The organism is Gallibacterium genomosp. 3 (assembly GCF_001678475.1).
GTDB lineage: Bacteria > Pseudomonadota > Gammaproteobacteria > Enterobacterales > Pasteurellaceae > Gallibacterium > Gallibacterium faecale.
This window is the reverse complement of the sequence record NZ_JTJR01000049.1, coordinates 1-24549: the sequence shown is the minus strand read 5'-3', so window position 1 is coordinate 24549 and position 24549 is coordinate 1. Positions and strand designations below refer to the sequence as shown.

The window sequence follows — 24549 nt, the reverse complement described above, 5'->3', positions numbered from 1 at the left end:
GCCCTTTACCCTAAATTAAAAATTTACTTCTTTAATACCGCATAAGCTTGAGCAATTTCCTCAAAAATAGCTTGGTCATCAAGACCAGTATATTTTGCTAAAGTTGGAATTACTCCTTCACTTGCAAGAGTTTGTTGTAATTCTACCGCTTGAGGATCATTTGCATTCGTGTAACAAAGCGCTGCGGCAACAGCTTTACAAATCATTATATGTGGTAATTGATATTCTAATGTGCCACGTAATGGTTTGATAAGTCGGTCATTATAGCTGAGTTTGCGTAAAGGTTCACGCCCAACACGATCCACATCATCTTGTAAATATGGATTTGCAAAGCGTTTTAAGATTTTTTCAATATAAGCTGCGTGTGTAGCAGGATCAAAGTTATAACGCTTGATTAATACCGCACCACTTTCTTGCATAACAGCTTTGACTTGTTGTTTAATGGCATCGTCATCAATTGATTGTTTGACGAATTGATAGCCGGCTAATTTACCTAGATAAGCAGTAACTGCGTGACCTGTATTGAGGGTAAATAATTTACGCTCAATAAATGCCATTAAATTGTCAGTACGTTCCATACCTGGAATATTTGGAATATCGCCTTTAAATTGGGTTTGATCAACAATCCATTCGCTAAATTCTTCTACGGTGACTTGTAGTGGATCTTCTGCATTCGCTTCAACTGGCGGTACAATTCTATCGACGGCAGAATCTACAAAACCAACATATTGGCTAACGAGTTGTTGTTCTTCAGCTGAAAGGTGGCTAAAAATATGTTCTTTTAAGTTGGTTGTACCACGTACCATATTTTCACAAGCAATAATATTTAATGGTTTGGTGTTACCTTGTTGAATACGAGCAACTAAACCTTGAGCAAGTGATTTTGCGATGATCTTTAATACCCCAGCACCAATAGCAGTGGTAATAAGATCGACTTGTTGGATTTTAGCGAGTAATTGATCTTGATTTGCTGAATTTAACCCATCAACATTTTTGACGACTTCAATTCGATTAGCACCATCACCAACAATTTTTACTGAATAAGATTGTTGTTTATTCAATAAATTGATCACAGTTTCATTGATATCTGCGAAAGTAACGTGGATACCTGCATCAGCAAGTAATTTACCAATAAAACCACGACCAATATTACCTGCACCAAAATGTAATGCTTTCATTATAAATCTCCTAAATAAAAAGAACGTAGTGATGTCACTACGTTCCTACAGCCTATTAACCTTTAAGTAATGCTAGCACTTTTTCAACGTCGCCAGTAGTAGTCAGTGTATTAATTGCTTCTTCACTGTCCAATGCGTTAGTAATCGCTGAAACAACTTGAATATGTTCATTATTACGTGCTGCAATACCGATAACTAATTTTGCTACACCATCCTCTTCATCATTGAAACGTACCCCTTCAGGATATTGGCAGAAGACAATCCCTGTTTTTAATACAGCATCTTTAGCTTCGATAGTACCGTGTGGCACAGCGACACCTTCACCAAGGTAAGTAGAAACCAATTTTTCACGTTCTAACATCGCTTCAACATAACTTGGTTGGACAAAGCCACCTTTTACTAATTGTTCACCTGCGAAACGGATAGCTTCTTCTTTATTTGCTGCTTTTAAGCCAAGGAATACTTGGTTTGCTGCAAGAGCAAATGCGCTATTTGTGTTTGTTTCTGGTTGAACTGCGGGTTCAGCTTTTTGAGTGTTAAATTCAGCTTTTAATTCATTAACTAAGCTGTCATAGAATTTGTTATCTAAGAAGTTAGTTAATGATAAATGGATCGCATTTGGTACATGTTGTTTTGCGCGTAATGTTAAGTCTTGGTGAGTAATAACTAAACGTGCGTCTTCTGGTAAATCATTAATTGCGCAGTTTGCTACGTCTATTGGTAAGCCAGCTTCTTTGACTTTTTTACGTAACATACTTGCACCCATTGCACTTGAACCCATACCTGCGTCACAAGATACAAAGATTTTTTTCAAGCCAGTGTAGTTAACTTCAACATTATTGACGTTTACTGCAGCACCAGATTTTAAGTTTTTTACTTGTGCTGTTGCTTCTTCTAAAGAACCTTCTGTTTTTTGAAGTTTTAAGAAGAATGAAGCGATAACAAAAGACACCGCACAAGCAATAATTACTGATAGGATTACACCAAACATAGATGTTTTAGGTGTCATAAGTAATACAGCAAAGATAGAACCTGGTGAAGCTGGTGCAACAAGACCTGAGTGAGTTAAGGTTAAAGTAAGAACACCAGACATACCGCCTGCGATAACAGCAAGGACTAAACGTGGATTCATCAATACATAAGGGAAATAGATTTCATGAATACCGCCAAGGAAATGGATAACCGCAGCACCACTTGCAGTTTGTTTTGCTGAACCTTTACCAAATAACATATAAGCTAACAATACACCAAAACCTGGACCTGGATTTGCTTCAATTAAGAAGAAGATTGATTGACCAAATTCTTGTGATTGTTGGATACCTAATGGTGAGAAAATACCATGGTTAATTGCATTATTTAAGAATAAGATTTTTGCTGGTTCAACAAAAAGAGAAGTAAGTGGTAATAAGTTTGCTTTAACGAGGACATCAACGCCTGCAGCTAAAGCGGTAGATAACATTTTAACGGCTGGACCAATTGCTAAGAAAGCAATTAAGGCACAGATCATACCGATAATACCTGCAGAGAAGTTATTAACTAACATCTCAAAACCGCTTTTAATTTTACCATCTACCCATTTATCAAATTTTTTGATAGCAAAGCCACCAAGTGGACCTGCAATCATTGCGCCAAGGAACATTGGGATATCAGAACCTACGATAACCCCCATAGTGGTAATTGCACCTACTACTGCACCACGATCGCCACCAACTAAACGTCCACCAGTGTAACCAATTAAAAGTGGGAGTAGGTAAGTGATCATTGGGCCAACTAATTTTCCTAATGTTTCATTAGGCAACCACCCAGTTGGAATGAATAGTGCGGTAATAAAACCCCAAGCGATAAATGCACCAATATTAGGCATTACCATATTGGAGAGAAAACGACCAAAATTTTGTATGCGTAATTTTGTTTGTGTAGAAACCATAATTTAATCCTCAATGATGGAGAAGAAATTTCGTGCAAAAATTAACACATAGTTTGAAAAACGAGAAATTTTCGATCTCAAAAATGTGACATAGTTCAAATAAAATTTTTTAACGACTTTTTAATAAATGTGATCTGTGTCACATAATAAATTGCAATTTTTATTTTTTGTGATTTGGATCACGTTATTTTTGTGTATAAAATAACCTAAATGGGGGAAGGGCAAAAATGGCTAAAATTTATTTTTTGTTAGAACTTGTAAGATTGAATTTGCTCATTTTCGGCTAATTATTCAGGATTACTATGCGCGCCATGATGGAGGGCGGAATTTCCGTTCATAATAAGAAAAAACACTCTAGAAGGAGTATCAATTATGTTAGTGAATAAAAAAGTTATGGTTAATTCATTATTAGTTTCTGTTTTTGCTATGGTTTCTATTAGTATGGCTCAAGCAGCAGGTGAAACCATTACACCCGTTAAAGCAGAACCTAAGATGAAAGTGGAACAAGTTATGCCAAAAACCGAAAAAAGTACTTTAGTACAAAAAACTGCTGTTACTGAAGGGAAACATAGTCATATGGCAAAACAAGAAAAAAGCATAAAACATCATGTACTAGCTAAAAAGGAGAGTAAAAAGTAGGGCATAAACAACCTATTCATGAAACAGCAAAAGAAAAAATTCCTGCATAAAAACTTAAAATTATTCCTGTAGTGCCTCTTGACCTCTTACCGGTGACGATAAGAGGTCTTTTTATTACTATAGAACAACTATATTAGTCCAAAAAATTTGGGTAGAAATAGCGATAAATTAGGTATGTATGTAATAAGCATTACAATAATAAATAAAGCGAAATACATAGGTAATAGAGGCTTTATAACATTTTGAACTTTAACTTCACCAACTGAACATCCTACGAATAGAGCAGTTCCTACAGGAGGTGTACATAAACCAATGCATAAATTTGCTGCCATTATAATTCCAAAGTGAATAAGGTCGATATTAAGATCTTGTACTATGGGTAAAAAGATGGGAGCAAAGATAAGAACTGCAGGAGTCATATCCATAAATATTCCAACTATTAGAAGTATTAGATTGATAAGTAATAATATCGTGAAAGGATCGCTAGATATACTTAATAATGATTCACTTATCCAAAATGGTATGTCTGCATTAGTCATAGCCCATGACATCCCAACAGAAAAACCAACTAAAAGCATAATTACACTTGTCATAATGACAGATTCCAGTAATAAAGCAGGTAGTTGTTTTAATGAAATTGTACGATATATAACTACAGAGAGAATAAATGTATATAATACTGCTATGGCTGAGGCTTCTGTTGCTGTAAATGCCCCTATAACAATGCCACCTACAACAATAACAACAAGTAATAAACTCGGTAATGCTTGCCAAAATGAAGTTAAAAAATCATGAAAAGTAATCTTTTCTGCCTTGCTATTTTTAAAAGAGTTCCTCGACAATAATGCAGCCACTACCATAACTGATAGTCCCATTAATATTCCAGGTATGTACCCAGCTACAAATAAAGCGCCAACAGAGATACCACCTGCTGTTAATGAGTAAACAATGAGAACATTTGATGGAGGAATGAGTAATCCAGATATACAAGATGATATATTTACAGCAGCTGAAATATTCGGATTATATTTTTCTTGCTGTTGAATTTTTACTAATGTTCCACCTACAGCAGCTGCAGATGCTGTGGCAGATCCTGATATAGATCCGAACATCATATTAGCTAATACATTGACATGATATAAAGATCCAGGTTTATTACCTATTAATATTTTTGCAAAATTAATCAATCTAATTGCTATACCCCCATGGTTCATCAAATTGCCAGAAAGGATAAAAAAAGGAATTGCAAGTAAAGCAAAGTTATCTATTCCATTCGCCAATCTTTGAGAAATAATAGATATTGCGGTATCTATAGGGAACATAAATATCATAGATAATGTAGTGGCAATACCAATTGCAAATGAAATTGGTAGACCAATGAATACTAGAAAAAAGAAACTAGTAAATAGGATAATGGCAATATAAGCTTCCATAATTTACTCCTTATTTCTTCTCTTTTTTACATTGTTAATAATTTCACAAATAGAATAATAGAAAATGATTATGGCGCTAATTGGTAGTATTATATAAATATATCCCATCTTTATTTGTAATGCGGGAGATGTTTGTAAACTACTAAATGTGCTGTTAGTTAGTATGTATCCACCATAAAATATAACAATAGAGAAGGTTGCTATAATAATATTTATTACGATAGATAATAATATTTTTTGTTCTGATGTAAGGTATGAGAATATAAGATCAATTGATAAGTGCTTTTGTTTTCCTACAGCATAACTAGCACCTAGTAAACATGTATAAATCATTAAAAATCTTGATAACTCTTCAGTAATTGTACTAGGTGTATTTAAAATGTATCGACTAATTACTTGCCAAATTACACAAAGAGTTAAAAAGACCATCAATAAAATTAATATAACTTCAATTATTTTATTAAAATATAAATTTAACTTAGACATGATGGTCTCCTAAAATATTTTATTTTCCTGCTTGATCTATTAAATCAAGTAATTTAGCATTTTGAGGATTTTTCCTATATTCTTCATATATTGGTTGTACTAGTTTTTTAAATTCTTCTTTATTACTTTTAACAATTTTTCCACCTAATTTGATAGCATCCTCCCTTGCTTGTTTCATTTCTTTAGCCCACAAGTCACCATGCCATAATTCAGAGTTTCTTGCTGCTTGGATAATAATTTCTTTCTGTTTATCATTTAGTTTATTCCAACTTTTTGTAGAAATTACGAGAAAATCTGGTACAGAAGTGTGTTCATCTTCCGAATAAACCTTAACTAGTTCAATATGACGAGCATTTACCCATGTAGGAATATTATTTTCTGCACCATCGATAATACCTTGTTGTAAAGCTGTATAAATTTCGCTAAAAGAGACAGGAGTTGGTGAACCACCCATTAATTCAACCATTTGAATGCTAGTTTGAGATGGTTGAACTCTTACTTTAATTCCTTTTAAATCTGATGGATTAACGATATCTTTATTAGAATAAAAACTTCTAGTACCGGTATCATAAGCAGCTAGAGCAAAGAATCCTTTATCTTTTGTTGATTGCATTATATTTCGACCAATTTCACCATAAACAACAGCATCATGATGTTGTTTATCTCGGAATAAATATGGAAGACTAAAAACTTTATAAATATCAGCGAAAGATTCTAAGTTACTAGAACCTTTTGTCATATCAATGCCACCACCGAGTAATAATTCCATTGTTTCTCTTGCGCCACCCATTTGGCCATTTCCATAAATTCTGATTTTGATTTCATTATCAGATAACTTAGCAACATCTTTTGCGAAGTGATCAAAAGCCTTACTTACAGCATGATTTCGATCTAAATCATGAGCTAGTTTTAATGTGATTTTATCTGCGTGTACATTAGTTATTGTTAAAAAAATACAGGCTATAGTGAGGGATAATGATTTAAACATAGGATTCTCCTTACTGTGAAAGAATAGATATTTTAGGATGTAAGTAACAAACGGGATATTTTGTACTTATTTTTGAAATATAAGTTTTATTTTTTGTTATTAAAAGAATAAATTTTCTGAATTTTGACTGTGATCACATTTATGAAAAAAAGTGATTAGTGTTTAATTGTACATTATATTTCTTAAGTAATTGATATTAAATAAATTTAATTTATTAGTTTTACTTTATTAAAAAGTTATAAAAAATAAATTTAGAAAACGTGATCAACTTAACAGAATTTTCATTTTTTTTTTTTGTATTGTGAAATTAATTTTTCATTTTGTTTGTGTGGGAATTATTTTTCTTTTTCACTTTATCTCATTAAAAAAGGAGAGATTTTTATGAAAAAAATGTTTATGAATCAATTATTAGCTATAACTGCAATATTAATTTCAGTTAATTCATCAGCTACTGTACTCAGATTAGCTCACCATATGACGACAGATAACGTTAATCATATATTAGTATCTGATTTTTCTAATAAATTAACAGAAATATCAAATGGGGATTTGACAGTTGATATTTATCCTAATGGAATCTTGGGTGGACAAGTAGAACTATTTGAGGGAATGAAACTAGGTACTGTAGATATGTCTATTTCAGATACAAGTATTATAGGTTCATACTATCCACCAATTGGTATACTAGATTTGCCATATGTTTTTAAGGATAGGGATACTATAAAAAAATTGTTTTCATCACACGTCATGGATCCGATGATTAATGAAATTAAAGATAAGTCTGGCGTAAGAATTTTGAGCATACAACCTGTAGCGTATAGGAATGTTATCCTAAAGAATCCATTAAAAAATAATAGTGATTTTGCAGGTTTAAAAATTAGAACACCTAATTCTCCAACGTTGATAGAGACTATCAAGTACATTGGAGCAACACCAAATCCTATTCCGTCAGGAGAAGCGTATACAGCAATACAAACAGGAGTTGTTGATGGTATGGAAGGTAATCCAGAGTTTCTAAGTTCTATAAAAATTAATGAGGTTGCCAAGAATTGGTATGAAACGCAACATGCAATGACATTTACAGCGTTAAATATAAGTGAATCTAAATATCAGTCTTTAACAGCTCAGGAAAAAGAATGGATTAATCAAGCCGTTAATTATGCAGTAGAAAATTTCTATATTAAAAGCCATGATACAGATAAAAAATGGAGAGATTATTTATTACATAAAGGAGTTACCTTTAATAAAGTCGATTTAAGCTTATTAGAACAGAAAACAAAAGTTATGGTTAATAGTTTTGTTGAAAAATATCATCTACAACAGTTATATAAGGAAATTTCTCAATGAAATTCATTAATTATTTAAGAGAATGTTTAATCATTCTCTTATTTTCATTATTAGTAATTACTGTTTCATTAGGTATATTTTCTCGGTTTCTTACAACTACTCCTTTTGCTTGGACTGAAGAAATGTCTAGATTTCTATTTATTTGGTTAGCATGGGTTTCAGCAAGTATTACAGTAGCAAAAGGCGCTAATATTACATTTGATATTTTATTATCTTATTTAGCAAAAAAATTTGGTCAGTTTCCTCATGTAATAGCTGATGTTATTTCTATTATCTATATTGTTTTAATAATATATTTTGGATATAAGTTATGTATGAATAATATTAATGTGATATCGCCATTATTAAATATACCAATGTGGTTGATAAATCTATCTATTCCTATAGGTGGGGCTTTGATGTTAATAGAGCAAGTAAGAATATTGATAGAGCGTAGGAGAGGTGATTCATGTTAGTTATTGCATTTCTAGTCTTTTTTATCTTAATTCTATTTGGAGTTCCAATAGCTTTTTCTATGGGATTAAGTGCTGTAATTGCAATTACAGCAAATGATTTACCATTAACTTTAATTTCACAAAGGTTATTTGCTGGACTAAATACATTTTCGCTATTAGCGATTCCTCTTTTTATGTTAGCAGGTGAATTAATGGAGCATGGTGGGATATCTAAAAGGCTTATTTATTTATCCAAATGCTTAGTTGGCCACTTTCGTGGTGGACTTGGTATGATAGATATTTCTACGTCAGTAGTATTTGCAGGTGTTTCAGGATCTGCAGCTGCTGATACTGCCGCTGTAGGTTCTCTAATGATTCCTTCAATGAAAAAGAATGGTTACCCTGCTGGAATGAGTGCTGTATTATAAGCGGTTGCAGGTTCACTTGGACCGATAATTCCGCCTAGTTTAACTGCAATTATTTTTGCTTCATTAACGGGGCTATCTATAAAAGATTTATTTTTAGCAGGCGTTATTCCGGGAGTATCAATTGCGATAGGGCTAGTAATCATTACATTCTTCTATGCTAAAAAATTAAATTTAGGTGGAGAAAAGAAAGCCCCTAAAGAATTAGTGTGCCAAGCATTTAAAGAGTCTTATTTAGCTTTATTTATGCCAATTATTATTGTTGGTGGTATTTTAGCTGGTTTATTTACACCGACTGAGGCAGGTGCAATCGCAGTTTTATATTCTATAGTAGTAGGAATTTACCATAAAGAATTAACCTTACAAGGTATAAAAAAAGCTATTATAAATGCTGCTGCAATGACAGCAATGTGTACATTAATTATTTCTGGGGCAACTGTATTATCATGGATAATAGCATTTACTCGCCTTCCTGAATTAATAATAAATTTCTTAACTGGAATTACAGATAATTCATATATCATATTATTTTTGTTAGTAGGATTTTTATTATTTATTGGTATGTTTATTGAAACAATTGCAGCTACTATTATTGTTGCTCCGATTTTAATGCCGATAGCATATCAATATGGAATCGACCCAATACAATTTGCAATTATTATGATTGTAGTATTAGTCTATGCGGGTGTTACTCCTCCAGTTGGTGGAGTGCTTTTTATCACGATGGGGATTGCTGAAGTAAAATTAGATAAGACATTAAAGTATTTACTACCATATTTATCAATAGTCTTTATTGTTATTACATTGATGATTCTTTTTCCAAGTTTTTCTTTATGGATCCCAAAATTGACAATGTAAGATTTTTCTTAAAACGTCTTAAAAAAAGGTCGAGTAAATTACTCGACCTTTCTATTGTTGTGATGAATTAATAATTTATTCGTCTAAGAAACTACGCAAGGTTTCTGAACGACTTGGGTGGCGAAGTTTGCGTAATGCTTTGGCTTCAATCTGACGAATACGTTCACGTGTTACATCAAATTGTTTACCGACTTCTTCCAAAGTATGATCAGTGTTCATATCAATACCAAAACGCATTCTTAACACTTTCGCTTCACGGGGGGTTAATCCTTCTAGAACTTCGTGTGTTGCAATTTTTAAGCTTTGTGCTGTTGCAGAATCAAGCGGAAGTTCTAGCGTATTGTCCTCAATGAAATCACCTAAATGTGAATCATCGTCATCTCCAATTGGAGTTTCCATTGAAATAGGTTCTTTAGCGATTTTTAATACCTTACGGATTTTATCTTCAGGCATCCCCATACGTTCAGCCAACTCTTCAGGTGACGCTTCACGTCCCATTTCTTGTAGCATTTGGCGAGAAATACGATTTAATTTATTAATCGTTTCAATCATATGTACAGGAATACGGATAGTACGAGCTTGATCTGCAATTGAACGGGTGATTGCTTGACGAATCCACCAAGTTGCATAAGTAGAGAATTTATAACCACGGCGGTATTCAAATTTATCTACTGCTTTCATCAAACCGATATTACCTTCTTGAATTAAATCAAGGAATTGTAAACCACGGTTGGTATATTTTTTAGCAATAGAGATAACCAAACGTAAGTTAGCTTCTACCATCTCTTTTTTCGCACGGCGTGCTTTTAGTTCACCTTGCGAAATTTTTTCGCCAATTTGGCGAATTTGGGTAATGGTTAAACCGCTTTCTTGTTCAATTAATTGGAGCAGATGAATTGCTTGACGAATATCTTGCTCATAATCTTTTAATTTTTCAGACCAGTTTTTACCTGCGGCTAATGCTTTTTCGATCCAAGTATCATTGGTTTCATGTCCAATAAACGCTTTTTGGAATGTTCCTTTTGGCATTTTTGCATATTCAACAGCAAGACGTTGAATGTGTCTTTCTTGGGTACGAATACGTTTCATCATGTCACGCATCGATAAAACAAGAAGATCGAATTGTTTTGGTACCAAGCGGAATTGTTGGAAAACATCGGATAAAGCATTAATTTGATCTTTGGCTTTTTTATTGCCGCGACCATATTTCTCAATCGCTTCTACTGTTTTGTGATGTTGTTCTTTTAATGCTGTGAATTTTTCACGGGCAACTTCTGGGTCAATACTATTATCAGAGTCGCCATCTGAACTGTTGTCAGCATCGCTATCACTGTCTTCATCATCGTCACTGTCATTAGCATCATTAGAAGACGATGACAAACTTTCTTCCTCCTCATCATTCATAAATTTAGAATAATCTTCAGTATCTACTGCGTTTGGATCGACAAAACCAGTAATTAAATCAGAGAGGCGAACTTCACCTTTTTCTACCAAATCATATTGTTGTAATAAATGATTTAATGCTTGAGGATATTCTGCAACTGCACACTGAACTTCATTAATTCCTTCTTCGATCCTTTTTGCAATATCGATTTCTCCTTCACGAGTAAGGAGTTCAACACTTCCCATTTCACGCATATACATACGGACAGGATCAGTGGTGCGACCGATTTCAGATTCAACACTAGAAAGGACTTGTGTAGCTTCTTCTACTGCATCTTCATCCGTCATATTTTCGTTCAACATAAGATCATCAGCATCTGGGGCGGTTTCAAGTACTTGAATCCCCATATCATTGATCATCTGAATGATGTCTTCTATTTGATCGGCATCAACGAGGTCTTCTGGCAAACTATCATTAACCTCTGCATAGGTTAAATAACCTTGTTCCTTGCCTTGTGCAATTAATTGTTTTAACTGTGATTGTGGATTTTGATCCATATTTTGACATCCAATAATTGTTGATTAGCAGAAAGCATTCTTCATATTCTCTATGAAGAATAGACCGAAGCTAGCAATTTTCGATAATTTGCTAGCAGTTCCATCAGTTCTTTTTTTTCATCTAGCGACAAAGTATCTGTTCGATCTTTCGCTTTTAACGCTTCAATGCGCTTTTCCATTACTTTAGAATGTAAGTGTTTTAGATTACCATAAAAAGTCGCTTCAATGTTATCATCTTTTATTAGGTGATCCCAAATTGCGAGTTTTTCAATAATTTTTTCTTCTGTTTTTCCCCGCCAATATTCCAATAATTGTCCTGTTGTAATACCACTTTTTTCGATACATAGTTGATAAACTTCAAGAAAAAGTGATAGCCCGGGGAGGTTTAAATCTTGTAGCACTTGCGGATTACTTAATAAAACACGGGTAATTGGTTTATCCGCTAGTTCTGGATTTTGTAATAATAAAGCAATCAGTAAACGCATTGGTGTAGCTTTTAATCTTGCTTCATTCTCTTTTTGGGTTTCTGTTGCTGTAGCAATCATAGAAGGCAACATTTTTTCTAATAGTGCCGCATCCATAATGCCAAGCTTTTGTCCAAGCATATTACGAAGATAAAGGCGTAATGTTTCGCCTGGAATTTTATCAATTAATGGTACCGCTAGAGCTGCTAACTTACTTCGCCCATCTTTTGTACTTAAATCAACTTGAGTCAATAAGTGTTGAAATAAGAAATCACTCATTGGCATAGCGTCTAAGAGAAATTCCTCAAATTTTTCTTTGCCAATTTGGCGAATAAAAGTATCCGGATCTTCGCCGTCTGGTAAAAAAATAAATTTTAATTGTCTGCCATCATAAAGATGGGGCAAAGCATTTTCTAAAGCGCGCCAAGCAGCACTCCGTCCAGCATTATCGCCATCATAACAACAAATAATTTGTTCAGTAGCACGGTATGCTATTTGGATTTGTTCGCCTGTGGTTGCGGTACCTAAAGAAGCCACGGCATTCGTGACGCCAAATTGGGCAAGAGCAACAACATCCATATATCCTTCAACGACTAATAAGTAGTCCGGATTATCATTTTGTTCTAATGCTTCATATAACCCATATAACTCACTGCCTTTATGGTAGGTCGCCATTTCTGGTGAGTTAAGGTATTTTGGCTTTTCGTCACCTAATACACGTCCACCAAAGGCAATCGTCCGACCGCGGCGATCTCGGATAGGGAACATAATCCGCTGCCGAAAACGATCATAAGCAGTGCCAAAATCGTTTTGTGTGATCATTCCCGTATCTAGTAATTTTTGTCGATCTTCTGGTGATTGACCAAAATGACGTAATACGGAATTTGTGCCGGAAGCAAATCCAATTACAAAACGTTGGATAACTTCTGTGGATAAACCACGTTGTTGTAAATAAGCTTGAGCGGGTAATGCTTGTGTAAGTTGTTGTTGATAAAAAACAGCAATGTCTTGCATTAATTGGTGCAAGTCACGTTTACTTTTATAATTTTGATTTGCAGAATTGTTATGGCTAAAAGTATTTTCTCTTGGAACATCAACACCTTGCAGTGCAGCTAACTCTTCAACGGCCTCAACAAATTCGAGCTTATCATAATCCATCAAAAATGAAATGGCATTACCATGTGCACCACAGCCAAAACAGTGATAAAACTGTTTTTTGGCACTAACAGTAAATGAAGGGGTTTTCTCATGATGGAATGGACAACAAGCTTGATAATTTTGTCCGGCTTTTTTGAGTTTTACTCGAGAATTAACGACATCAACAATGTTGGTACGTGCTAAGAGTTCATCAATAAAAGTACGCGGAATGAGTCCTTTCATCGTATCTACCTTAAGCTAGCCAACAAAATTCTATAGGTTAATAAAAAGAAATAACCGTGCTTCTAATAAAGAAGCACGGTTTAAATATCGTTTAAATCAAAGAATAAATTAATATAAACGAGTATGACGTGCATTCTCGCGAGCTAATTTCTTAGCATGACGTTTAGCTGCAGATGCTTTTTCACGTTTACGAATAGTTGTTGGTTTTTCGTAGAATTCACGGCTACGAACTTCTGCTAAGATTCCCGCTTTTTCGCAAGAACGTTTAAAACGACGTAATGCTACGTCAAATGATTCATTTTCACGAACTTTAATTACAGGCATGAGCCAATCACCTCAATGAAATTTATATACAATTTTAGGGTTATATAACATAACCTTTACTCAATAAAGGCCGCAATTTTAATCTATTTCAGGATAAAAAGTAAAGAGAGGATTATGCTTATTTTGTTGCTAAACCAGCGATTGGCTAGAGAAAATTAGAAAAAAAGAGTAAAATGCCGACCAATTTTTGGCTAGATAAAACAAACAGATGAAAGTTTTAGGTATTGAAACCTCTTGTGATGAAACAGGAGTGGCAATTTATGATGAAGAGAAAGGGTTAATTGCCAACCAACTTTATACACAAATTAGTTTACATGCTGATTATGGTGGTGTGGTGCCAGAGTTAGCTTCACGTGATCATATCCGTAAAACGGCACCTTTAATTCAAGCGGCATTAGCAGAAGCAAAATTAACCGCACAAGATATTGATGGGATTGCTTATACTTGTGGACCAGGATTGGCGGGGGCATTACTAGTTGGGTCAATGGTAGCTCGTTCGTTAGCTTATGCTTGGAATGTTCCTGCTTTAGGCGTACATCATATGGAAGGGCATTTATTAGCACCGATGTTAGAAGAACGTGTTCCTGCATTTCCTTTTTTGGCTTTGCTAGTGTCTGGTGGACATACACAGTTAATTCGTGTGAATGGCGTAGGTGATTATGTTTTATTAGGTGAATCTATTGATGATGCAGCAGGGGAAGCATTTGATAAAACAGCTAAATTATTAGGGCTAGATTATCCTGGTGGAGCAGCGTTATCTCGCTTAGCAGAACAAGGAAATCCTGAGCGTTTTGTATTTCCTCGTCCAATGATAGATCGTCCAGGATTAGATTTTAGTTTTTCAGGCTTAAAAACCTTTGCCGCTAATACAGTCGCTCAATATCCACAAGATCAACAAACACGATGTGATATTGCTTATGCATTCCAAGCTGCTGTTGTTGATACACTTGCGATTAAATGTCAGCGTGCGTTAAGTGAAACTGGATTAAAACGATTAGTCATTGCTGGAGGCGTTAGTGCGAATAAGCAGCTTAGACAGCGTTTAGGGGAGTTAATGCAAAAATTAGGTGGGGAAGTTTTTTATCCCGTACCACAATTTTGTACCGATAATGGGGCAATGATTGCATATGCTGGTTTCTTACGCTTGAAAGCAGGGGAACATACGGATTTATCTGTGGAAGTACGACCACGCTGGCGAATGAGCGAGTTAGCAAAAATTGCCTAAGCATTAAATGACTTCCCCGCTTATTAATACTGATAAGCGGAGAAGATCATTATCATTTAATTTATTTGCCACATTTCCAATTCTTCTTGTTTTTCTAACCAGCTAGATTCCACAACTTCTAGTTCTTTTTTCAGCGAAGCTTGTTGAGTAAGAAGCTGTGTAAGTTGATCCTTATTCTCACTCAAATAGAGATCATTATCAGCTAAACGCTCTTCAATTATTGCAAGTTCAGTAGAAAGTTGTTCTAGCTGTTTTTCTAACTTTTGAATTTCTTTGCGTAGTGGAGCAGTTTGCTCGCGCAATTCTGCTTCTCGACGTTTTTGCTCTTTACGTTGTAAAAACTCGTTCTCTTTTGTTGGTGCTTGGTTATTAGAGGCTGTATTGTCTGTTGGTTCTAAGCTAAGTAACCATTTTTGATAATCTTCTAGATCACCATCAAAATTATCGACTTTATGATCATGGACTAAATAAAATTCACTTACTGTATTACGCAATAAATGGCGATCGTGTGAAACCACAACTAACGATCCCTCATAATCCATGAGTGCTTCCGTTAAGGCTTGGCGCATATCAAGATCAAGGTGGTTAGTTGGTTCATCGAGTAACAATAAGTTAGGACGTTGCCACACAATTAACGCCAATACTAAACGTGCTTTTTCACCACCTGAAAAAGAACCAATTGCCTGTTTTACTTTATCGCCATGGAACGCAAAACCACCTAAATAATCACGTAATTCTTGTTCGGTTTTGGTTGGTGCTAATTTTTGTAAATGCCAAAGTGGGCTTTCTTCAGCACGCAAAATATCTAATTGATGTTGGGCAAAATAGCCAAGTTGTACACCTTTAGCTAATTGAATAGTACCTGTTTGTGGAGGAAGTTCACCAGCTAATAATTTGATTAATGTAGATTTCCCAGCACCATTTTTACCGAGTAAACCAATGCGAGAACCTGGAACAAGATTTAATTTTACTTGTTGTAAAATGGTTTTATCGCCATAACCTGCACTAACTTTTTCCATAGAGAGTAATGGATTAGGCAGGAATTCTGGTTCTGGAAAATGGAACGAAAATGGGCTGTCAATATGTGCAGGGGCAATTAATTCCATCCGTTCTAACGCTTTAATCCGACTTTGTGCTTGTTTTGCTTTAGTTGCCTTGGCTTTAAAGCGATCAATGAATTTTTGTAAATGAGCGATTTTTTGTTGCTGCTGCTGATATAAGGCGTTTTGTTGTGCTAACTTAGATGCCCTTAAAATTTCAAATGATGAATAATTACCTGTATATTCAAATAGTTGCTGTTGCTCAATATGAATAACTTTATTGATGATAGGATCAAGAAAATCACGATCGTGTGAGATCAATAATAGAGTACCCTGATAATTTTTTAGCCAACTTTCTAACCAAATGACAGCATCAAGATCTAAGTGGTTGGTTGGCTCATCTAATAAAAGTAGATCAGAACGACAAAGTAATGCCTGAGCAAGATTTAAACGCATACGCCAACCACCAGAAAACGATTTTACGGGTAATTGTAATTGCGATTCTTCAAAACCTAAGCCATGCAATAATGTGGATGCTCTGGCGTGAATTGTCCAGGCATCAATGGTATCTAGTTGAGTATGTAAATTAGCAATGCGATAGCCATCATTCTGTTGATTGGCGAGCTCAAGTTCTTGTTGTAAACGGCAATATTCACGATCACCTTGAATGGCATAGTCTAGTGCAGAAATTTCTAGTGCTGGAGTTTCTTGGTTTACCCAGCTAATTTCCCAATTTTTAGGGTAGGTTGCATCCCCCTGTTCTGGGAGTAATTCGCCTTTGATTAAAGCGAATAAAGAAGACTTTCCACAGCCGTTTTTACCGACTAAACCGACTTTTTGTCCAGGCGTAATAGTAGCATTTGAATTTTCAAGTAAAGTTGTTACACCACGTTTGAGTGTTAAATTTGTAAAAGTTAACATTTTTAGGTATGCTCTTGATTAAGTTTACTATTTTTGAATTTTTTAGGATTGCTCAATGTTTGATTCTTTTTTAGTTCAATTTGTTGTTTTATGGGCAGTTATCGATCCTATAGGTTCTGTCCCTGTCTATCTTACCAAAACTATTGGTCTATCTGCGACAGATCGTAAGAAAATAGCCAGAAATGCAGTGTTAATTGCCACTGGAATTCTGTTTTTCTTTCTCATCACAGGACAATTTTTATTAGAAGCAATGCAAATCCCGCTTACAGCTTTCCAAGTTGCGGGTGGATTAGTCTTATTATTATTTGCTCTCACTATGGTATTTAGTGAAGGGAAAGCAGAACAAGAAATGCGCTTATCTTCTAATATTAATGAATTAGCTGTTTATCCATTAGCAGTGCCTTCTATTGCTTCTCCTGGCGCAATGATGGCGATTGTATTATTAACCGATAATCATCGTTTTAGTTTTACTGACCAAATTATGACTGCTGCGATTATGGCGTTAGTATTATTAATTACTTATTTATTATTGTTAGCGGCAAATCGTATTCAACGTTTAATTGGAACAACTGGGGCAGCGATTGTTAGTCGGGTAATGGGATTAATTTTGGCAGCAATTGCAGTAAATCATATTTTAAGTGGAATTAAAGCATTCTTCATGGAAGTGATGCCAACTGTAACTTAATTGTTACAGAGATTTTTACTAGAAGATAACCTACAAGGCAGAAATAGTGATAGAATAGCCACTATTTACGTATCAAGAGAAGAATTTATGCCTTTAGGGAATTTATATATTATTTCTGCACCTAGTGGAGCGGGAAAATCGTCATTAATTTCTGCATTATTACAACAACATCCTAGTTATGAAATGCAGGTATCTATTTCTCATACTACACGTAAGCCTCGACCAAATGAAGAAGACGGAAAGCATTACTACTTTGTTGATCATGCTGAATTTGAACGTTTAATTGCGGAAGATGCGTTTCTCGAATATGCTGAAGTATTTGGAAATTATTATGGTACTTCATTATTAATGATTGAGCGTTCTTTGAAACAAGGAATTGATGTATTTCTTGATATTGATTGGCAAGGCGCACAACAAGTGCGTAAGAAAGTGCCTGGCGCAAAAAGCATCTTTATTTTGCCTCCATCAATTCAAGAATTGGAACGTCGTTTAATTGGTAGAGGGCAAGATTCAGAAGAAGTGATTGCGGGTCGTATGAAGAAAGCAATTAGTGAAATGAGTCATTATGATGAATATGATTATTTAATTATTAATGATGATTTTGATCAGGCGCTCAATGAAATTAAGGTGATTTTGAAGGCAGAAAAATTAAAAGTTGGGCGTCAAGTACAACGTCATCAATTATTAATGTCGCAACTACTAGCGAAAACAGAATAGCTCTAGTATCATATTCAACCTTTTTTCTTGATTAATTATTGAACAATTTACATAAATTTTTTGGAGAGAACTATGGCACGTGTAACCGTCCAAGATGCAGTAGATAAAATTGGTAACCGTTTTGACTTAATTTTAACCGCAGCACGTCGTGCGAGAGAGTTACAATTGCACGTACGCGAACCACTAGTACCAGAAGAAAATGATAAACCAACTGTAATTGCATTACGCGAAATCGAAGAAGGTTTAATCAATAATGATATTATGGATGCACAAGAACGCCACGATGCTTTAGAGCAAGAGCATGCAGAATTACAAGCTGTTTCTTTATTAGCTGACGTGGAATAATCTTAATTTAATTGTTTTACCGAAGAACGAGTTATGTATTTATTTGAAAGTTTACATACTATCATTAAAAGTTATTTGCCTGATGATCAAATTGAGTTGGTTAAACGTGCCTTTGTGATCGCACGTGATGCTCACGAAGGGCAGACTCGTTCTAGTGGTGAACCTTATATTACCCACCCAGTTGCAGTCGCTTCAATTATTGCGGAAATGCGTTTAGATCATGAAGCCGTGATGGCGGCGTTATTACATGATGTAATTGAAGATACACCTTACACAGAAGAAGAACTGACAGCGGAGTTTGGGAAAAGTGTTGCTGAAATCGTAGAAGGGGTTTCTAAATTAGATAAATTAAAATTTAGAACTCGTAAAGAAGCGGAAGCAGAAAACTTCCGTAAAATGATTTTGGCAATGACACAAGATATTCGTGTTATTTTAATTAAGCTAGCTGACCGTACTCATAATATGCGTACATTGGGAGCGTTACGTCCAGATAAACGACGCCGTATCGCCAAAGAAACCTTAGAAATTTATAGCCCGTTAGCCCATCGCTTAGGGATTGAACATATTAAGAACGAATTGGAAGATCTTGGTTTTGAGGCGTTACATCCACATCGTTATCAAGTGTTACAGAAAGTGATTCAAAATGCGCGTGGTAATCGTAAAGAGATGATCCAGCGTATTACTGATGAGATTAAAGGACGCTTAGATGATGTTGGGATTAAAGCGAGAGTCTTTGGACGTGAAAAGCACCTTTATTCAATTTATCAAAAAATGAAAATGAAAGAACAACGTTTTCATTCGATTATGGATATTTATGCTTTTCGCACTATTGTGCAAGACGTTGATACTTGTTATCGCGTATTGGGACAAATGCACAGCTTATATAAACCTCGTCCAGGACGAGTCAAAGATTATATTGCCGTACCTAAAGCCAATGGCTATCAATCGTTACATACTTCAATGATTGGACCACATGGTGTGCCAGTTGAAGTGCAAATCCGTACTGAAGATATGGATCAAATGGCTGAAATGGGAGTTGCAGCTCATTGGATTTATAAACAGGGTGGGAAAAATGACAGTACCACAGTACAAATTCGAGCACAGCGTTGGTTACAAAGCTTAATTGAATTGCAACAAAGTGCAGGAAATTCATTTGAGTTTATTGAGAATGTAAAATCTGAATTATTCCCAGATGAAATTTATGTCTTTACGCCAAAAGGTCGTATTGTTGAATTACCTGCTGGAGCAACGCCAGTTGATTTTGCGTATGCAGTACATACCGATATAGGGCAAACTTGTATTGGGGCGAGAGTAGATCGTCAACCTTATGCGCTTTCTCAGGCGTTACAATCAGGGCAAACAGTTGAAATTATTACTGCACCATCAGCTCGTCCTAGTGCCACTTGGTTAAATTTTGTGGTAACCGCAAAAGCCAGAGCGAAAATTCGTCAAACATTGAAATCATTACGCCGTGATGAAGCAATCATTTTAGGCAGACGTCAATTATTCCATGCATTATCACCAGCGAAATTGGACGATATTGATCCGAATACACTCGCTGCTTTATTGGCAGAATTAAAATTACAATCTTTGGATGATTTATTAGCGGAGATTGGATTAGGTAATCAAATTAGTGTCGTGATTGCGCACCGTTTATTAGGCGAAAAATTAGAGATCGACACAGATGGTGATCCAACCAACAATAATTACCATGAAACAGATACTGGAGTATTAATCAAAGGTGTTGAAGGGCTATTGATTAATTTTGCTAAGTGTTGTCATCCAATTCCTGGCGATCCAATTGTGGCTTATGTGAGCCCAGGTAAAGGTTTGGTGATCCATCATGAATACTGTGCCAATATTCGTCACCGTGATGAAAATGCAGATCACTATATGCCAGTAGAATGGGAGAAGAGTGAGAACAGTGTTGAATTTGAAGCTGAATTACGCATTGAGATGTTAAATCAACACGGTGCATTTGCTAATCTCACTTCCGTAATTACTTCTGCAGGAAGTAATATCCAAAGTATTTGGACTGAAGAGCGAGATGGGCGTGTTTATCAGGTATTTGTGGTATTAACTGCACGAGATAAAAATCACTTAGCAACCATTATTCGTAAAATTAATGCAGTATCTGGTGTTGTAGATGTATTGCGAAATATTAATGAATAAAGTGAATGCAATCGGAAAATTTATTAGATAATTTGCCTCTATCTGTCCTTTCTGGCGTGGGAGCAGCCATGTCAGAAAGATTATCTCGCTTAGGAATTCGTTCTGTTCAAGATCTCTTATTTCACTTTCCTCTCCGTTATGAAGATCGTACTCATATCACGCCTTTAAAAGATTTACGACCAGATAGTTATGCAACGATCGAAGGTATTGTACAGACTTGTGAAGTACAATTTTCAAGACGTGCTATGTTAGTGGTGTCATTATCAGATGGCAGTTCAAAAATTATGCTGCGTTTTTTTAATTTTAATGCGTGTATGAAAAATAGTTTTACTCCAGGAGCAAGAGTAAAAGCATTTGGTGAAGTACGGCGTGGTCGGTTTATGGCAGAAATGCACCATCCTGAATATCGGATTGTTAAACATAATGAACCATTGCTTATGGAAGAGAATTTAACACCGATCTACCCTTCAACAGAGGGCTTAAAACAGGCTTCATGGCGAAAATTAACCGATCAAGCATTAGCTTTATTAGCTAAAAAAGAAGTTCAAGAATTGTTACCTGCTGTATTTAATCCAAGTGGTTACGATCTTAAAACTGCAATTCAATTTTTACATCGGCCCCCTGCGGGTACACTTGCTGCTGTATTAGAGCAAGGCGAGCATCCAGCACAAACACGTTTGGCGTTTGAGGAATTGTTAGCTCATAATTTAGCAATGCGACAAAGTAAGCAGGAAGCGCAGCAACATTTTGCTAAACCTTTATGTTATCAGACTAATATTAAACAACAGTTTCTACAAACATTACCTTTCCAGCCTACAAATGCGCAATTACGTGTTGTAGCAGATATTGAACAAGATTTAAAAAAATCACAACCAATGATGCGGTTAATTCAAGGTGATGTTGGTTCAGGGAAAACGCTAGTTGCTGTATTAGCAGCGTTGGTTGCATTGGATAATCAGCAACAAGTGGCGATTATGGCACCAACCGAAATTCTTGCCGAACAGCATTTTAATAATTTCTCACAATGGTTGGCACCTTTTGGTATGCAAGTGGGTTGGTTAGCCGGCAAAGTGAAAGGTAAAAAACGGCAACAGGTGTTAGCGCAGATTCAAACTGGCGCAGTACAAGTTGTCATAGGTACGCATGCTCTGTTTCAAGAACAAGTTGAGTTTTCTTCGTTGTCTTTAGTGATTATTGATGAACAACACCGTTTTGGTGTAGAGCAACGCTTGATGTTGCGGGAAAAAGGGGCAAAAGAGGGCGTTTTTCCTCATCAATTAATTATGACGGCAACGCCAATACCGCGTACATTAGCGATGACAGTATATGCGGATCTTGATATTTCAATTATTGACGAACTTCCACCAGGTCGCACACCAATAAAAACAGTGGCGATTGCTGAAGAGCGCCGAGATGAATTAGTGCAACGTGTTTATCGAGCCTGTACCAAAGATAAGCGACAAGTATATTGGGTATGCACATTGATTGATGAATCTGAGGTATTAGAAGCACAAGCAGCGGAAGCGTTAGCAGAAGATCTGAAAAAAGCATTACCTAGTTTACGGATTGGTTTAGTACATGGACGCATGAAACCGCAGGAAAAACAAGAAATAATGGCAATTTTTAAAGCGGGAGAAATGGATGTCTTAGTGGCGACGACAGTAATTGAAGTTGGGGTTGATGTACCAAATGCCAGTTTGATGATTATTGAAAATGCAGAAAGACTAGGCTTATCACAACTACACCAATTACGCGGGCGAGTTGGTAGAGGACAAGTAGAGTCATTTTGTGTATTACTTTATAAAACGCCATTAGGGAAAATTTCTCGCCAACGTTTGGAGATTATGCGTACTAGTAATGATGGTTTTGCGATTGCCGAAAAAGATCTAGAAATTCGAGGACCAGGTGAAGTTTTAGGGGTTAAACAAACAGGTGCAGCAGAATTTAGAGTCGCAAATTTAGTGAGAGATCGGCGATTATTACCTGCGGTACAACGCTGTGCTAATCAATTAATGAGCGAACGTTCGGCAAATATCAATTTATTAATTCAGCGTTGGTTACAACAAAGGACCGTATATTCTAATGCTTAATTATCAAGAGTATCGTCATTATTTACAGCAATTAGTTTGGCAAGAGGATTTTAATCAACTGCCAAAATTACAACAGCGATGGCTTACCATTACTGGATCTCTTACGGCAGCATTAAAGCAACAATGTGAGAGATTTACTGTTACCCCAATTTTTGAAGGTTGGATTAAGGATAACAGTCATCCTTATGCAGAAAAATACTTTCCTGAAGCAGAATATTGGTTACGAGAAGTGATTCTATCTGGGGATGAGCAGCCTTGGATTTTTGCTCGTACAGTAATACCATCATCTACCTTTCAATCTTATGCAACAGAGATCCAACAATTAGGGAAACAACCCATTGGTGAGTGGCTTTTTCAACAACCGATAACTCGTTCGCAATTAATGTGGCAGACAGGTAAGCTAGGATTTGCCCGCCGTTCGACACTAATGCTTGCGGAATGCCCTTTTTTTATTAGTGAGCTTTTTCTTGATGATTTTTGGCGAAAGGCATAAGATCGCCAACCAAAAAGCAAAACTCCTTTCAATTCGCTTGTTATTATGGCAAAGATACCAACTATTTTATTTTTTGATTCTGGTGTAGGTGGTCTAAGTGTTTATCGAGAAGTAAAAGCACTATTACCACAATGCCATTACTTATACTGTTTAGATAATGCGTGTTTCCCCTATTCTGAAAAAGCAGAAGCATTTATTGAACAACGTTGTGTCGCAATTTGTAAAAAAATTGCAGAAACTGAACCACTCGATTTAATAGTCATTGCCTGCAATACAGCAAGTACAATCGTATTGCCAGCGATGCGAGAACATTTTTCGTGTCCGATTGTTGGCACTGTTCCAGCAATAAAACCAGCGGCACAAAAGACAAATACCAAAGTGATTGGATTATTAGCAACAAAAGGAACAATAAAAAGATCTTATGTTGATGATTTGATTAACGAGTATGCGCAAGGCTGTGAAGTAAAACGATTGGGTACAACAGAGTTAGTACAGATTGCGGAACAAAAATTACATGGTAAACCAGCAGATCATTTCGCTGTGATGCGAGCAGTTGCTGAATGGCGATATGAATATGAATTAGATACGGTAGTATTAGGTTGTACACATTTCCCATTGTTAAAAGCTGAATTAAAAGCTTGTTTACCACAAGTAAGTTTCTTTATTGATTCAGGAAAGGCAATCGCCAAGCGGGTACAATCTTTATTGCCATTTGATCTTCCAGCACAGTCATCAAAACAACAAATTGTTTTTTGCACTGCACCATTCCCAGATCAGGATAACGTAAAAAAAATGTTTGCTGAATGGGGGTTTGGTGTATTACAACAATTGCTCGTTGAATAAACAAAAAGAGTAAAAACTCATCTTTCAGAGCTAAAAATTAGGCAATTAATAAATTTTTTATAAAATTATGCAAAAAGCACTTGCAAGGAGTTTTTAAATCACTATAATGCACCTCCGCAACGACGCTGCAGTGTGAAGTGAAAAAGAAAGCGTCGTTTTTTGTTCTTTAACAACTAAATCAGACAATCTGTGTG

20 protein-coding genes and 1 pseudogene are annotated in these 24549 nt (G+C 35.7%); 12 read left to right on the top strand and 9 right to left on the bottom strand.

Features of this window, described 5'->3' with window-relative positions; genetic code table 11:
• Positions 1–23: 23 nt before the first annotated feature.
• Both QV06_RS10840 and QV06_RS10835 read right to left on the bottom strand, forming a co-directional pair.
• The gene (locus QV06_RS10840) at positions 24–1178 is read right to left on the bottom strand and encodes a mannitol-1-phosphate 5-dehydrogenase (protein WP_065238152.1); all 1155 of its coding nucleotides are present in this window, start codon (positions 1176–1178) and stop codon (positions 24–26) included.
• Positions 1179–1233: 55 nt separating this feature from the next.
• Entirely contained in the window at positions 1234–3105 is a 1872-nt protein-coding gene (locus QV06_RS10835) for a PTS mannitol transporter subunit IICBA (RefSeq protein WP_065238151.1), read from the bottom strand.
• A 372-nt stretch (positions 3106–3477) separates the two neighbouring features.
• Between QV06_RS10835 and QV06_RS10830 the strand changes: the two genes are divergently transcribed.
• Positions 3478–3744, top strand: coding sequence for a hypothetical protein (locus tag QV06_RS10830; RefSeq protein WP_065238150.1), 267 nt, complete (start codon positions 3478–3480; stop codon positions 3742–3744).
• Between the two features lie 128 nt (positions 3745–3872).
• On the opposite strand, the gene QV06_RS10825 is transcribed toward QV06_RS10830, so the two are convergent.
• Genes QV06_RS10825 through QV06_RS10815 form a run of 3 tightly spaced genes read right to left on the bottom strand, consistent with a single transcriptional unit; the run spans position 3873 to position 6651 of the window.
• Positions 3873–5177, bottom strand: coding sequence for a TRAP transporter large permease (locus QV06_RS10825; RefSeq protein ID WP_065238149.1), 1305 nt, complete (start codon positions 5175–5177; stop codon positions 3873–3875).
• A 3-nt stretch (positions 5178–5180) separates the two neighbouring features.
• Positions 5181–5663 (bottom strand): TRAP transporter small permease, encoded by a 483-nt coding sequence (locus tag QV06_RS10820; RefSeq protein WP_065238148.1) that lies wholly within the window; start codon positions 5661–5663, stop codon positions 5181–5183.
• 19 nt (positions 5664–5682) lie between these two features.
• Positions 5683–6651, bottom strand: coding sequence for a TRAP transporter substrate-binding protein (locus QV06_RS10815; RefSeq protein WP_065238147.1), 969 nt, complete (start codon positions 6649–6651; stop codon positions 5683–5685).
• Positions 6652–7032: 381 nt separating this feature from the next.
• Between QV06_RS10815 and QV06_RS10810 the strand changes: the two genes are divergently transcribed.
• From QV06_RS10810 to QV06_RS10800, 3 genes and pseudogenes are all read left to right on the top strand, one after another.
• On the top strand, positions 7033–7998 hold the full coding sequence (locus tag QV06_RS10810) for a TRAP transporter substrate-binding protein (RefSeq protein WP_245174289.1): 966 nt from the start codon (positions 7033–7035) through the stop codon (positions 7996–7998).
• Complete coding sequence (locus tag QV06_RS10805) at positions 7995–8453, top strand: TRAP transporter small permease (protein ID WP_065238146.1); 459 nt, start codon at positions 7995–7997, stop codon at positions 8451–8453. The genes QV06_RS10810 and QV06_RS10805 overlap by 4 nt, the downstream gene beginning before the upstream one ends.
• A pseudogene (locus QV06_RS10800) lies at positions 8447–9715 on the top strand (TRAP transporter large permease). Before QV06_RS10805 ends, QV06_RS10800 begins: the two are co-directional and overlap by 7 nt.
• Positions 9716–9790: 75 nt before the next feature.
• On the opposite strand, the gene rpoD reads toward QV06_RS10800, so the two are convergent.
• The 3 genes from rpoD to rpsU all read right to left on the bottom strand — a co-directional run bounded on the left by rpoD (position 9791) and on the right by rpsU (position 13824).
• Positions 9791–11656, bottom strand: a complete 1866-nt coding sequence (rpoD, locus tag QV06_RS10795; protein WP_065238145.1) for an RNA polymerase sigma factor RpoD — start codon at positions 11654–11656, stop codon at positions 9791–9793.
• A 50-nt stretch (positions 11657–11706) separates the two neighbouring features.
• Entirely contained in the window at positions 11707–13500 is a 1794-nt protein-coding gene (dnaG, locus tag QV06_RS10790) for a DNA primase (protein ID WP_065238144.1), read from the bottom strand.
• 108 nt (positions 13501–13608) lie between these two features.
• The gene (rpsU, locus tag QV06_RS10785; RefSeq protein WP_013745715.1) at positions 13609–13824 is read right to left on the bottom strand and encodes a 30S ribosomal protein S21; all 216 of its coding nucleotides are present in this window, start codon (positions 13822–13824) and stop codon (positions 13609–13611) included.
• A gap of 208 nt (positions 13825–14032) precedes the next feature.
• On the opposite strand from rpsU, the gene tsaD reads away from it, so the two are divergent.
• Positions 14033–15049: a tRNA (adenosine(37)-N6)-threonylcarbamoyltransferase complex transferase subunit TsaD gene (tsaD, locus tag QV06_RS10780; RefSeq protein WP_065238143.1), complete on the top strand. Its 1017-nt coding sequence runs from the start codon at positions 14033–14035 to the stop codon at positions 15047–15049.
• A 56-nt stretch (positions 15050–15105) separates the two neighbouring features.
• Here the strand turns inward: tsaD and QV06_RS10775 are convergent, their stop codons facing one another.
• Positions 15106–17010 carry an ABC transporter ATP-binding protein gene (locus QV06_RS10775; protein ID WP_065238142.1) on the bottom strand — a complete coding sequence of 635 codons (1905 nt, stop codon included), beginning with the start codon at positions 17008–17010 and terminating at the stop codon, positions 15106–15108.
• A gap of 55 nt (positions 17011–17065) precedes the next feature.
• Here QV06_RS10775 and QV06_RS10770 point away from each other — a divergent pair, with 55 nt between their 5' ends.
• The 7 genes from QV06_RS10770 (at position 17066) to murI (ending at position 24355) form a co-directional block, all read left to right on the top strand.
• The gene (locus QV06_RS10770; protein WP_065234882.1) at positions 17066–17695 is read left to right on the top strand and encodes a MarC family protein; all 630 of its coding nucleotides are present in this window, start codon (positions 17066–17068) and stop codon (positions 17693–17695) included.
• 87 nt (positions 17696–17782) lie between these two features.
• The gene (gene gmk / locus QV06_RS10765) at positions 17783–18412 is read left to right on the top strand and encodes a guanylate kinase (protein ID WP_065238141.1); all 630 of its coding nucleotides are present in this window, start codon (positions 17783–17785) and stop codon (positions 18410–18412) included.
• A 72-nt stretch (positions 18413–18484) separates the two neighbouring features.
• A complete protein-coding gene (gene rpoZ / locus QV06_RS10760; RefSeq protein ID WP_065234884.1) occupies positions 18485–18757 on the top strand; it encodes a DNA-directed RNA polymerase subunit omega in 273 nt (90 codons plus the stop codon).
• Positions 18758–18790: 33 nt separating this feature from the next.
• Entirely contained in the window at positions 18791–20929 is a 2139-nt protein-coding gene (gene spoT, locus QV06_RS10755; protein ID WP_065238140.1) for a bifunctional GTP diphosphokinase/guanosine-3',5'-bis pyrophosphate 3'-pyrophosphohydrolase, read from the top strand.
• A 5-nt stretch (positions 20930–20934) separates the two neighbouring features.
• Positions 20935–23019 (top strand): ATP-dependent DNA helicase RecG, encoded by a 2085-nt coding sequence (recG, locus tag QV06_RS10750; protein ID WP_065238139.1) that lies wholly within the window; start codon positions 20935–20937, stop codon positions 23017–23019.
• Complete coding sequence (locus QV06_RS10745; protein WP_065238138.1) at positions 23012–23512, top strand: chorismate--pyruvate lyase family protein; 501 nt, start codon at positions 23012–23014, stop codon at positions 23510–23512. Before recG ends, QV06_RS10745 begins: the two co-directional genes overlap by 8 nt.
• 45 nt (positions 23513–23557) lie before the next feature.
• Entirely contained in the window at positions 23558–24355 is a 798-nt protein-coding gene (murI, locus tag QV06_RS10740) for a glutamate racemase (RefSeq protein ID WP_065238137.1), read from the top strand.
• Positions 24356–24549: the final 194 nt, after the last annotated feature.

Coding starts and splice junctions, on each gene's coding strand:
- QV06_RS10805 (WP_065238146.1), top strand. CDS start 7,995: ATGAAATTCATTAATTATTTAAGAGAATGTTTAATCATTCTCTTATTT.
- QV06_RS10775 (WP_065238142.1), bottom strand. CDS start 17,010: ATGTTAACTTTTACAAATTTAACACTCAAACGTGGTGTAACAACTTTA.
- QV06_RS10825 (WP_065238149.1), bottom strand. CDS start 5,177: ATGGAAGCTTATATTGCCATTATCCTATTTACTAGTTTCTTTTTTCTA.
- QV06_RS10745 (WP_065238138.1), top strand. CDS start 23,012: ATGCTTAATTATCAAGAGTATCGTCATTATTTACAGCAATTAGTTTGG.
- QV06_RS10815 (WP_065238147.1), bottom strand. CDS start 6,651: ATGTTTAAATCATTATCCCTCACTATAGCCTGTATTTTTTTAACAATA.
- spoT (WP_065238140.1), top strand. CDS start 18,791: ATGTATTTATTTGAAAGTTTACATACTATCATTAAAAGTTATTTGCCT.
- rpoD (WP_065238145.1), bottom strand. CDS start 11,656: ATGGATCAAAATCCACAATCACAGTTAAAACAATTAATTGCACAAGGC.
- tsaD (WP_065238143.1), top strand. CDS start 14,033: ATGAAAGTTTTAGGTATTGAAACCTCTTGTGATGAAACAGGAGTGGCA.
- QV06_RS10770 (WP_065234882.1), top strand. CDS start 17,066: ATGTTTGATTCTTTTTTAGTTCAATTTGTTGTTTTATGGGCAGTTATC.
- QV06_RS10835 (WP_065238151.1), bottom strand. CDS start 3,105: ATGGTTTCTACACAAACAAAATTACGCATACAAAATTTTGGTCGTTTT.
- recG (WP_065238139.1), top strand. CDS start 20,935: ATGCAATCGGAAAATTTATTAGATAATTTGCCTCTATCTGTCCTTTCT.
- QV06_RS10810 (WP_245174289.1), top strand. CDS start 7,033: ATGAAAAAAATGTTTATGAATCAATTATTAGCTATAACTGCAATATTA.
- rpoZ (WP_065234884.1), top strand. CDS start 18,485: ATGGCACGTGTAACCGTCCAAGATGCAGTAGATAAAATTGGTAACCGT.
- dnaG (WP_065238144.1), bottom strand. CDS start 13,500: ATGAAAGGACTCATTCCGCGTACTTTTATTGATGAACTCTTAGCACGT.
- QV06_RS10840 (WP_065238152.1), bottom strand. CDS start 1,178: ATGAAAGCATTACATTTTGGTGCAGGTAATATTGGTCGTGGTTTTATT.
- QV06_RS10830 (WP_065238150.1), top strand. CDS start 3,478: ATGTTAGTGAATAAAAAAGTTATGGTTAATTCATTATTAGTTTCTGTT.
- gmk (WP_065238141.1), top strand. CDS start 17,783: ATGCCTTTAGGGAATTTATATATTATTTCTGCACCTAGTGGAGCGGGA.
- QV06_RS10820 (WP_065238148.1), bottom strand. CDS start 5,663: ATGTCTAAGTTAAATTTATATTTTAATAAAATAATTGAAGTTATATTA.
- murI (WP_065238137.1), top strand. CDS start 23,558: ATGGCAAAGATACCAACTATTTTATTTTTTGATTCTGGTGTAGGTGGT.
- rpsU (WP_013745715.1), bottom strand. CDS start 13,824: ATGCCTGTAATTAAAGTTCGTGAAAATGAATCATTTGACGTAGCATTA.